We start from the raw sequence: 9275 nt of genomic DNA, 5'->3' as shown, positions 1-9275 counted from the left end.
CGTGCTGCCGCCGGAGCGCCTGTCGCTCCATTTGGGTACGGCGTACGCAAACTATAGTCGATGCCGACGTGCCGTGCGGGTGATGTGCAGCATGGGTGACGTGCCGTGCGGGTGACGTGCAGTGCGGGTGACGTGCGGCAAGAGCGACGAGCCGGAGGAGGCGACGCATGGCAGAGGCGGGCGACGAGCGGGACCGGGTGCGGACCCTGGACCTGCTGTGGGGCACGCGGGTGCCCTCCGGGCTCGGCCGCAAGCCTGGGCTGGGCCTCGACCAGATCGTCGCGGCGGGCGTGGCGGCCGCGGACGACGGGGGCCTCGACAGCCTCTCGATGCGGCGCGTCGCCGACCGCCTGGGTGTGGGCGCGATGTCGCTCTACCGGCACGTGCGGGACAAGGCGGAGCTGCTCGACCTCATGATCGACCGGGTGCTCGCCGAGGTGCGCTACGACGACGCTGACTGGCTCGGCGACGTCGGCGGCGCGGTCGACGCTGGTGACGTGGGGGAGGTGGGCGATGCGGGCGATGCGGGCGATGCGGGCGATGCGGCAAGCGCGGGCGGTGCGGGCGACGCGGGCGACGCGGGCGAGGCGGCAAGCGCGGACGCCGCGGTCGGGGCGGTCGACGCCGACGGCGCGGTCGACGCCGGCGCCTGGCGCTCGCGGCTGGAGCGGGTCGCGCACGAGAACCGGGCGCTCTTCGAGCGGCACCCGTGGCTCCTGGCCCGGTTCGAGAGCCGGCCGCCGCTCGGGCCGGGGACGATCGCCAAGTACGACGCCGAGCTGCGCGCCGTCGACGGGATCGGGCTGACCGACGTCGAGATGGACCTCGTGCTGACCCTCGTTCTGGGCTACGCCCGCGATGCCACGGCCGGACTGCTCGCGTGGCGGTCGCTCCCCGAGCGTTCCGGCCAGGACGACGCGCAGTGGTGGGCCGTGCATGCGCCCCACATGGAGCGGGTCCTGGGGGACCGGTACGCGCTGGCCGTGCGCGTCGGCACCGCCGCGACCAGCCAGTACGGCGGCCTGCACGACGCCGAGCGGGCCTGGGAGTTCGGCCTGTCGCGGGTCCTGGACGGGGTCGGGTCGTTCGTCCGGCGCGCCAGCTCGTAGACCGCCGGCCGCGCGGGGCTGGTCGCGGGCTGGGTGCTGGTCACAGGCGGGCGCTGGTCCTAGGCGGGGCGCGGAAGAGCCCTAGATCGCGGCCAGCAGCGGCAGCCGGACGGCGGGCGGCAGCGGCGCGACGTCGGGCCGGGCGCTGATCGACTGGATCTGCAGCGCCGCGAACCGGCGGGAGGCGGCGACCGCGGCCTTGCGGGACGAGGCCCGGATGCCGGAGTTGGCCATGATCAGCATGATCAGGTCGTCGAGCACGAAGTCGCGGCGCAGGCCGCCGGAGTCCTTCGCGCGCTGGATCAGTTCCGCCAGCGACCGCAGGGTGTGCGTGCGCTCGCGGGCGAAGTCGAGGGCCTTCGGGAACGCCGTGACGAACGCGGCGGTGAAGCCGCGGTCCAGGGCGTGCATCACGCAGACCTCCTCGATCACCGCGCCGAGCCCGTGCCACGGGTCGGGGTCGGCCAGGCCCTGTTCGACGATCCTCGAGCAGGTTGCCATCTGCTCGCCGAACGCCTCGGTGACCAGTGCCTCCTTGGTCGGGAAGCGCCGGTACAGCGTCGCGGGACCGACGCCGGCGCGCCGGGCGAGCTCCCGCATCGGGACGTCGATGCCGTGCTCCGCGAACGTCGCACGCGCCACCTGGAGGATGCGCTCGCGGTTGTCCCGCGCGTCGGACCGCAGCTCGCGTTCCGGGTAGGGCTCCAGGGCCTCGGGCGGCGCGGTCTCAAGGTGCTCGTTCATGACCTGGCGCTCGTTCATGACCTGGCGCTCGCTCATGACTCGACTCTCATTTCGCCGAAACGGACGGGGTGTTCCACTCGCGCGAAACATCATCGCACCCTGGCTGCCCGGGCTCCCGCCGTCGAGCTCGTGCTTTGAGCTCCCGCCTCGCGTTCCTGCTGCCGGCTCGCGGCCGGTACGCGGCTCCGGTCCCGGAAAACACGTCGCGGGGAGCCCTCGTCGTTGCGACACTCCTGCGATGCGGATCAACAGGGTGCAGCCGGACGGGCTGCACGCGACGCCCGGTTACCACCACGTGACGATCGTCGAGGCGGGTCGGACCGCTCACCTGGCGGGCCAGTGTCCGCTCGACGCGTCCGGTGCCCTCGTCGGGGCCGACGACCCGCTGGCGCAGGCGGACCAGGTCGCCGCCAACGCCCTCCTGGCGCTCGCCGCCGTCGGCGCCGCCCCGCAGGACGTCGTCCGCTCCGTCGTCTACGTCGCGAGCGACGACCGCGCCGTGCTCTCGGCGGTCTGGCACCGGTTGGACGCCGGGCCGCTCGCCGAGGCGTTCACCACCGCGAGCACCCTCCTGGGCGTCACGGTGCTCGGCTTCGCCGGCCAGCTCGTCGAGGTCGACCTGACGGCGGCGCTCCCCGACTGACTTCGCACGAGCGGAACCTGGGCAGGCACCCCCGGGGCGAACAGCGCCCGACGGACCATGCATCTGCTGCCAGGTCCGGCATCAGGCTGGCAGCAGGTGCATGGTCGTCCAGGCGCCGCCGCACCAGCGGGCGCGGGCCGCAACCGGGCCGCCCGGCGCCGAACGGCCCGGCCGACGCCGCCCGGCCCTGCCCACCGTCAGTTCTGCAGCAGCACCTTGATCGCCCGGCGCTCGTCCATGGCGCGGTAGGCCTCCGCGACCTCCGACAGCGGGAGGGTCAGGTCGAAGACCTTGCCCGGGTCGATCTCGCGCTTCCACACCAGGTCCAGCAGGTGCGGCAGGTAGGCGCGGACGGGCGCGATGCCGCCGTGGATGCCCTTGTTGCCCCAGAACAGCGTGTCGGTGGGCAGGTCGCCGTGCGGCACGCCGACCAGGCCGATCATGCCGCCCGGCCGCACCAGCTCGACCGACTGGGCCCGGGCCTCGGCGGTGCCGACGCACTCCAGGACCGCGTCCGCGCCGATGCCCTCGGTCAGCTCCAGCACCTTGGCGAGGCCCTCCTCGCCGCGCTCGGCGATGATGTGGGTCGCGCCGAACTCCTGCGCCACCTTCTGGCGGGACTCGTGCCGGCTCATGGCGATGATCGTGGTGGCGCCGAGCTGGGCCGCGGCCAGGACGCCGCTCAGCCCGACGGCGCCGTCGCCCACCACCACGACGCTCGACCCCGGCCCGACCCCGGCCGAGACGGCCGCGTGCCAGCCGGTGCACATCACGTCCGACAGGCTCAGCAGGCTCGGGATCAGGTCGGCGTCCGGCTCGCCGGGGGTGGCGAGCAGGGTGCCGTCCGCGTTCGGGATGCGGATCTTCTCGGCCTGGCAGCCGTCGTAGCCGCCGCCGTGCAGGCAGTTGGCCTGCATGCCCTTGCGGCACACCGCGCAGGTGTTGTCGCTGTGCAGGAACCCGCCGACCACGAAGTCGCCGGGCTTGACGGTGGTGACGTCGGCGCCGACCTGCTCGACGACGCCGACGTACTCGTGGCCGATCGGCGTGGGCCGCTTGACCTCGGAGATCCCGCGGTAGCGCCACAGGTCCGAGCCGCACACGCAGGCGGCGACGGTCCGGATGACGGCGTCGGTGGGTTCGACGACGACGGGGTCCGTCCGCTCCTCGAAGCGGACGTCCCCGGCTCCATGAATGATTGCTCCTCGCATGCCCCCATTCAACACGCGCCGGGCGGATGAGGGGGTGTCTGTCGTTACCTCCCGGCCCGCCGCGCCGTCGTCGGGCCGGGAGACGCGTCGGGCCGGGAGGCGCGTCGGGCCGGGAGGCGACCGCCCGGGCGCGCCGCGGTCAGCCGCGCGCGGCGCGGACGGCGTCGGCCAGCGGGGTGGCGGGGCGGCCCAGGAGGCGGTCCAGGTCGTCGCTGTCGGTCTGCAGGTCGCCGGCCGCGATCGACGCGTCGATCCCGGCGACGAAGCCCGCGGTCCCGGCGTCGAGACCCGCCTGCTGCAGGTCGGCGGCGAAGGCCTCGACCGTCAGGTCGCGGTAGGCGACCGGCGCACCGGTGGCGTCGGCGATCGTCGCGGCGAGCTCGGTGAACGTGAACGCGGGTCCGCCGAGCTCGTGGACGACGACGGGCGCGGCGGCGCCGGCAGCAGAGCCGTCAGCAGAGCCGGCGGCGGCGTCGTCGGCGAGCAGGGCGGCGGCCGCCGCGCCGGCGTAGTCGGCGCGGGGCGCGGCGGAGACCTTGCCGTCGCCCGAGGCCCCGACGATCTCGCCGCGCTCGACGAACTCGCCGATCCGCGCGGTGTAGTTCTCGGTGTACCAGCCGTTGCGCAGCAGGGTCACGGGCAGGCCCGACGCGCGCAGCACCTGCTCGGTGGCCTGGTGCTCCCCGGCGAGCGGGTTGGTGGTGTCGTCCGCGTTGAGGATGCTGGTGTAGGCGATGCGCTCGACGCCGGCGGCCTTCGCGGCGTCGATCACCGCGGTGTGCTGCGGCACGCGCGCGCCGGGCTCGCTGCCGGAGACGAGCAGCAGCCGCTGCACGCCGACCAGCGCCGTGGCCAGGGTCTCCGGACGGTCGTAGTCGCCCTCGCGGACCTGTGCGCCGAGCTCGGCGAGGTCGGCGGCCTTCTCGGGGGTGCGGGCGATGGCGACGACGTCGGCGGCGGGGACGCCGCGGGACAGCAGCTCCTGCACGACGAGGCGGCCCAGGTGTCCGGTGGCTCCGGTGACGGCGTAGGTGGTCATGTGGTCTCTCCAGGTTTCGGCGTGGTTCCGGCACGGTGGCAGTTGCCGGTGGATAGCACTAACGAATCGAAAGTACACCACATTCCGATTGCGCGCGGTATCCTCGTGTCGTGAGCCTCACCGACCTGGAACCCGCCGACCTGCCGGGCGACGCCCCGACCGGGCCGCCGCAGGAGCTGGTGACCGACGTCTTCGCCCGGGGCTGCACGTCGCGGGCCGCCTTCGAGGTGGTCACGTCCAAGTGGGCCTCGCTCGCGCTGCTCGCGCTGGGGGAGGGCAGCTACCGGTTCAACGCGCTGCGCCGCCGCGTCGAGGGGGTCAGCGAGAAGATGCTGTCCCAGACGCTGCAGGCCCTGGAGCGGGACGGCATGGTCACGCGCGACGTCGTCACCACCATCCCGCCGCGCGTGGAGTACGGGCTGACGCCGCTGGGGGAGCAGGTCGCGCAGCGCCTGCGCGCGCTGGCCGACCTGCTGGAGGCCACCGCGGCGGGCCGGGACGTCGCGCCCGCCGACGAGCGGGACGCCGACCCTGCCGCTCGCTGACCCCGCTCGCTGACCCTGCCGCTCGCTGACCCCGGGGCTGGCTCGGTCCGCCGACTCCCTACTGGATGCGCGAGACGTGGTAGTGGCTGATCAGCCAGCGGTCCTCGTCGCGCACCGCCACGACGGTGAGGTAGACGTTCACCGGTCCGCCGGGGCGGTGGAACGCGACCGCGGCGTAGCCGAGGGCCGCGTCGTCGCCCAGGGCGCTGGTGCGGATCAGGGTGTACTCGGCAGTCAGGCCCACGGGCTGCTTGCCGTAGTACGCCGAGACGGCGTCCCGCCCGAACGACGGTTCGGGGTCGAAGCCCTGGAACAGGGCGTCCGGCGTGAATTGCGCGGCGATGTGCGCCAGGTCGCGGCGGCGGATGCCGTCGGACCAGCGGTCGAGCAGCGCGGAGATCACCGCGGCGGCGTCGTCCTGGCTGAGGGTGTCCTGGCTGGTTCCTGCCTGGCTCGTGTCGTCGTGCTGGACCATGATCCTTCTCCTTGTCCCGGTCCTTGGCGGCCGGTCGAGCTGCGTGGCCGGGATGCCCGGCCGAGCGTGGGGCGGCCCGGGTGGGCCGCCCCGGACGGGTCAGTGGCCCGCGATCTGCCCGCCGTCGACGTGCAGGAACTCGCCCGTCACGAAGGGTGACTGCTCCAGGTAGAGGACGCCGCGGGCGACGTCGTCGATCTCGCCCATGCGCCCCAGCGGGTGCAGGCCCGCGAGGGTCTCGTGGGTCTCCTCCGGGTGCATCGGGGTCTTGATGACGCCGGGGGAGACGGCGTTGAAGCGGATGTTCTCGGCCGCGTACTCGATGGCCAGGGCACGCGTGGCCGAGGCGATCCCGCCCTTGGTCACGGACGCGAGCGCGGACGGGAACACCGACAGCGGGCTCTCGACAAGGGTCGTGGTGATGCTCACCACGTGGCCGCCGCCGGCCGCCTGCATCAGGGGGATCGCCCGCTGCGTGAGGTGGAAGAAGCCGGCGACGTTGATGCTGACCATGGCCTCGAGGTCCGCGGCGGTGTAGTCGGTGAACCGCTTGGCGATGAACACGCCCGCGTTGTTCACGACCGTGTCGACGCGGCCGAAGCGCTCGACGGCGGTCTTGATGATCCGGTCCGCGGTCGCGGGGTCGGAGATGTCTCCGCTGACGACGGCGAGGTCGTCGGCCTCGTCCCGGTCGATGGAGCGCGAGTTGGCGACGACGGCGTACCCGAGCTGGCGGTACGCGTCGACGAGGCCGGCGCCGATGCCCTGGGAGGCTCCGGTGATGACGGCAACCTTGCGAGTGCTCATGGTCTTCTTCCTTGGTAGACGGTCGGTCAACTACTGGGGTTCCCATTTATAGTTGACCGGTCGTATGCTGTCAACATGCCGAGAAGCTCAGATGGTCGTGAACGCCTTATCGAAGCGGGCGTGGAACTGTTCTCCCAGCGCCCCTACGGTTCGATCGGCGTCGCGGAGCTGTGCACGCGCGCCGGCGTGAACAAGGGGTCGTTCTACTACTTCTTCCCGTCCAAGGAGGCGCTGGCCCTGGCCGTGATCGACCGGCACTGGACCTGGCAGAAGGGCGTGTGGACCGGGATCCTCGACGGCCCCGGCACCCTGCTCGAGCGGCTGCGCGGCCTGTTCGACGCCACCGCGCAGATGCAGGTCGACGCCCTGACCGGCACCGGCTGGGTCGCGGGCTGCCTGTTCGGCAACCTCGCCCTGGAGGTCAGCTCCCAGAACGAGCCGGTGCGGCTGCGCCTGCAGGAGATCTTCGACGAGCAGATCGAGATGATCTCGGCGCGGCTCGCCGCGGCCGTCGACTCCGGGGACGTGCAGCCCCTGGCCGACGGCGTCGACGCCGCCGCCAAGGCGATCGTCGCCCAGCTCGAGGGGCTCGTGCTCTTCGCCAAGGTGTTCAACGACCCGTCGCAGCTCGACGCGCTCTGGCGGAACAGCCTGGCGCTCCTGGGCCTGACGACCCCGGCCGCCGCCTGACGCCCTCGCCCGCCGCCCCCGTCCCGCCGGCCTCGTTGAGTGCTGGGTATTTGCTCCTCTGGCACACGGAAAAGAGCAAATACCCAGCACTCAACGGTTACGGGGTTGGGGTGTCTGCCAGGTCTATGGCCCACGTCTGCCGGATCAGCGCGCGGCCCGACTCGGTCACGTCCAGGCCTCGGCCCGAACGGTGCCGGGTCACCCAGCCGGCGTCGAGAAACCGCGAGCCGACGGCGGAGCCGAGCGCCCCGGCCAGGTGCGGCCGGCGCTCCGTCCAGTCGAGGCAGGCCCGCGTGGTCGGACGCCGCGCGGCGACGGCGCCGTCGACGTCCACCCCGAGCTCGCCCAGCCCGACCGCGCCCGCGTCGGTCAGGGTCAGCTCGTCGCGGCCGGCGAGCCAGCCGGACCGCACCCAGGCGTCCGTCAGGCCGGTGCCCAGGCGCCCGGCGAGATGGTCGTAGCAGAACCGCGCGGCGGCCAGGTACTCGGCCCGGCGGCTGCGGCGGTAGCCCGAGACGGGCGCGGCGTCGGCCAGCACGCCGAGGGACTCCAGCGCCACGGCGACGTCCTGTCCCGCCAGGGCGTAGTAGCGGTGCCGCCCCTGCGTCCGTGCGGTGACGAGGCCGGCGTCGACCAGGACGGCGAGGTGCTCCGAGGCCGTCGAGGGGCTCACGCCGGCCGCCGTCGCCAGCTCGCCCGCCGGACGGCGGGTGCCGTCCAGGAGCAGGTTGAGGAACACGGAGCGCGCCGGCGTGGACAGCGCCCGGCCCACCACGGTGAAGTCTCGGTCCCGGGTCATCGCCCGACGGTACGGCGGGGACATTTCGGCGTCCACCGAAGGGTTTCCGACCTACCGTCCCGGCATGAGCCAGCCACGGACCGCCCTGCCCCCGCCCCTTGAGACCCAGCCACGGACCGCCCCGCCGTCCCATCCCTACGCCACCCGCCTGCACTGGGCCGGCTCCACCGGCGGCGGCCTCCGCTCCTACTCCCGCGACCACGTCGCGACTGCCGCACCCGCCACCCCGGTCGTCGAGCTGAGCGCCGACTCCGCATTCCGGGGGGACCCCGACCGGCTCAACCCGGAGCAGCTCGTGGTGATGGCGGCGTCGTCGTGCCAGATGCTCTCCTTTCTCGGCGCCGCCGCCCGCGCCGGGGTGGACGTGCTCGCCTACGACGACGCGGCAACCAGCCACCTCGACCTGACCGCCACGCCCCAGCGCCTCGGGACGATCCGCCTCGCCGTGACCGTCCGCGTGGCCGCCGGCACCGACGAGGCGCTGGTGCAGGAGCTCGCCGAGCAGGCGCACCACGCCTGCTACGTGGCCGCCTCCCTGGCCGTCCCCGTCGAGGTCGCCCTGACGGTCCTGTTCGGAGCGGTGACGGTCGGATGAGCACCCACCTGCGGGACCTGGAGGTCCGCCTGCCCGACCGGCCCGGGGCGCTCGCCGACCTGGGCGAGGCCCTCGGCGCGGCGGGCGTCAGCCTGGAGGGCGGCGGCGTCTTCACGGTGGACGACGTCGCCGTGGCCCACTACCTGGTGCACGACGGCGCCCGCGCGCTGCGCGCCGTCACGGCCGCGGGGCTCGGACCGGCGGTGGTGCGCGACGTCGTCCTGACCCGGCTCGACCAGGAGACACCGGGTCAGCTCGGCACCCTCGCCCGGCGGCTGGGCGACGCCCGCGTCAACGTGCTGGTCCAGTACAGCGACCACGTGGGCAACCTGGTGCTGCTGGTCGCGGACGACGACCTGGCGTCCTGCCGGGAGGTCGTCGCGGCGTGGGGCCGACGCCGTCCGGCGGCGTCCGGGACGTAACACGACCGCGGGTGCCGCAACAGGCGCCGGGGTCCGGCCGCGCGCTGCGGGGCCGGTGCCCAACTCCCCTTTGAGGCCCGGGTTTCTCCTCTTTGGGGCAGCCCAAAGAGGGGAAAACCAGGACTCCAAAGGGGGGACGGCCGGGCTGTCTCTTCTCCCCATCTCCCAGCCCCCGAGACCACCTTCTCTCTGGTGT

The 9275-nt window shown here is 73.5% G+C and carries 12 protein-coding genes; 6 read left to right on the top strand and 6 right to left on the bottom strand.

Annotated elements, in window-relative coordinates; genetic code table 11:
• The first annotated feature begins 167 nt into the window (after positions 1–167).
• On the top strand, positions 168–1109 hold the full coding sequence (locus ACFV9Q_RS28550) for a TetR/AcrR family transcriptional regulator (protein ID WP_377237213.1): 942 nt from the start codon (positions 168–170) through the stop codon (positions 1107–1109).
• A gap of 81 nt (positions 1110–1190) precedes the next feature.
• On the opposite strand, the gene ACFV9Q_RS28545 is transcribed toward ACFV9Q_RS28550, so the two are convergent.
• The gene (locus tag ACFV9Q_RS28545) at positions 1191–1889 is read right to left on the bottom strand and encodes a TetR/AcrR family transcriptional regulator (RefSeq protein WP_377237212.1); all 699 of its coding nucleotides are present in this window, start codon (positions 1887–1889) and stop codon (positions 1191–1193) included.
• Between the two features lie 202 nt (positions 1890–2091).
• Here ACFV9Q_RS28545 and ACFV9Q_RS28540 point away from each other — a divergent pair, with 202 nt between their 5' ends.
• Positions 2092–2496 carry a RidA family protein gene (locus tag ACFV9Q_RS28540; RefSeq protein ID WP_377237211.1) on the top strand — a complete coding sequence of 135 codons (405 nt, stop codon included), beginning with the start codon at positions 2092–2094 and terminating at the stop codon, positions 2494–2496.
• A 197-nt stretch (positions 2497–2693) separates the two neighbouring features.
• Here the strand turns inward: ACFV9Q_RS28540 and ACFV9Q_RS28535 are convergent, their stop codons facing one another.
• Entirely contained in the window at positions 2694–3707 is a 1014-nt protein-coding gene (locus ACFV9Q_RS28535) for a zinc-dependent alcohol dehydrogenase family protein (RefSeq protein ID WP_377237210.1), read from the bottom strand.
• A 139-nt stretch (positions 3708–3846) separates the two neighbouring features.
• A complete protein-coding gene (locus ACFV9Q_RS28530; RefSeq protein WP_377237209.1) occupies positions 3847–4746 on the bottom strand; it encodes an SDR family oxidoreductase in 900 nt (299 codons plus the stop codon).
• 110 nt (positions 4747–4856) lie between these two features.
• Here ACFV9Q_RS28530 and ACFV9Q_RS28525 point away from each other — a divergent pair, with 110 nt between their 5' ends.
• The gene (locus ACFV9Q_RS28525; protein WP_377237208.1) at positions 4857–5291 is read left to right on the top strand and encodes a winged helix-turn-helix transcriptional regulator; all 435 of its coding nucleotides are present in this window, start codon (positions 4857–4859) and stop codon (positions 5289–5291) included.
• Between the two features lie 58 nt (positions 5292–5349).
• Here the strand turns inward: ACFV9Q_RS28525 and ACFV9Q_RS28520 are convergent, their stop codons facing one another.
• Together ACFV9Q_RS28520 and ACFV9Q_RS28515 are read right to left on the bottom strand one after the other, a co-directional pair.
• Positions 5350–5766 carry an SgcJ/EcaC family oxidoreductase gene (locus ACFV9Q_RS28520; RefSeq protein WP_377237207.1) on the bottom strand — a complete coding sequence of 139 codons (417 nt, stop codon included), beginning with the start codon at positions 5764–5766 and terminating at the stop codon, positions 5350–5352.
• A 99-nt stretch (positions 5767–5865) separates the two neighbouring features.
• Complete coding sequence (locus ACFV9Q_RS28515; RefSeq protein ID WP_377237206.1) at positions 5866–6573, bottom strand: SDR family NAD(P)-dependent oxidoreductase; 708 nt, start codon at positions 6571–6573, stop codon at positions 5866–5868.
• 75 nt (positions 6574–6648) lie between these two features.
• Here ACFV9Q_RS28515 and ACFV9Q_RS28510 point away from each other — a divergent pair, with 75 nt between their 5' ends.
• Positions 6649–7263, top strand: a complete 615-nt coding sequence (locus ACFV9Q_RS28510; protein WP_377237205.1) for a TetR/AcrR family transcriptional regulator — start codon at positions 6649–6651, stop codon at positions 7261–7263.
• A gap of 97 nt (positions 7264–7360) precedes the next feature.
• Here ACFV9Q_RS28510 and ACFV9Q_RS28505 read toward each other — a convergent pair whose 3' ends face one another.
• Positions 7361–8062: an ArsR/SmtB family transcription factor gene (locus ACFV9Q_RS28505; RefSeq protein WP_377237204.1), complete on the bottom strand. Its 702-nt coding sequence runs from the start codon at positions 8060–8062 to the stop codon at positions 7361–7363.
• Between the two features lie 64 nt (positions 8063–8126).
• Between ACFV9Q_RS28505 and ACFV9Q_RS28500 the strand changes: the two genes are divergently transcribed.
• Both ACFV9Q_RS28500 and ACFV9Q_RS28495 read left to right on the top strand, forming a co-directional pair.
• Positions 8127–8657 (top strand): OsmC family protein, encoded by a 531-nt coding sequence (locus ACFV9Q_RS28500; protein ID WP_377237203.1) that lies wholly within the window; start codon positions 8127–8129, stop codon positions 8655–8657.
• Positions 8654–9079, top strand: coding sequence for an ACT domain-containing protein (locus ACFV9Q_RS28495; RefSeq protein ID WP_377237202.1), 426 nt, complete (start codon positions 8654–8656; stop codon positions 9077–9079). The genes ACFV9Q_RS28500 and ACFV9Q_RS28495 overlap by 4 nt, the downstream gene beginning before the upstream one ends.
• Positions 9080–9275 lie beyond the last annotated feature (196 nt).

This window comes from Promicromonospora sp. NPDC059942 (genome assembly GCF_042731755.1).
In the GTDB taxonomy this organism is placed as follows: Bacteria; Actinomycetota; Actinomycetes; order Actinomycetales; family Cellulomonadaceae; genus Promicromonospora.
Note: the sequence above shows the minus strand (reverse complement) of the source record. Positions and strands in the feature narration are given on the sequence as shown.

Coding starts and splice junctions, on each gene's coding strand:
- ACFV9Q_RS28535 (WP_377237210.1), bottom strand. CDS start 3,707: ATGCGAGGAGCAATCATTCATGGAGCCGGGGACGTCCGCTTCGAGGAG.
- ACFV9Q_RS28540 (WP_377237211.1), top strand. CDS start 2,092: ATGCGGATCAACAGGGTGCAGCCGGACGGGCTGCACGCGACGCCCGGT.
- ACFV9Q_RS28510 (WP_377237205.1), top strand. CDS start 6,649: ATGCCGAGAAGCTCAGATGGTCGTGAACGCCTTATCGAAGCGGGCGTG.
- ACFV9Q_RS28515 (WP_377237206.1), bottom strand. CDS start 6,573: ATGAGCACTCGCAAGGTTGCCGTCATCACCGGAGCCTCCCAGGGCATC.
- ACFV9Q_RS28545 (WP_377237212.1), bottom strand. CDS start 1,889: ATGAGCGAGCGCCAGGTCATGAACGAGCGCCAGGTCATGAACGAGCAC.
- ACFV9Q_RS28530 (WP_377237209.1), bottom strand. CDS start 4,746: ATGACCACCTACGCCGTCACCGGAGCCACCGGACACCTGGGCCGCCTC.
- ACFV9Q_RS28500 (WP_377237203.1), top strand. CDS start 8,127: ATGAGCCAGCCACGGACCGCCCTGCCCCCGCCCCTTGAGACCCAGCCA.
- ACFV9Q_RS28495 (WP_377237202.1), top strand. CDS start 8,654: ATGAGCACCCACCTGCGGGACCTGGAGGTCCGCCTGCCCGACCGGCCC.
- ACFV9Q_RS28550 (WP_377237213.1), top strand. CDS start 168: ATGGCAGAGGCGGGCGACGAGCGGGACCGGGTGCGGACCCTGGACCTG.
- ACFV9Q_RS28520 (WP_377237207.1), bottom strand. CDS start 5,766: ATGGTCCAGCACGACGACACGAGCCAGGCAGGAACCAGCCAGGACACC.
- ACFV9Q_RS28505 (WP_377237204.1), bottom strand. CDS start 8,062: ATGACCCGGGACCGAGACTTCACCGTGGTGGGCCGGGCGCTGTCCACG.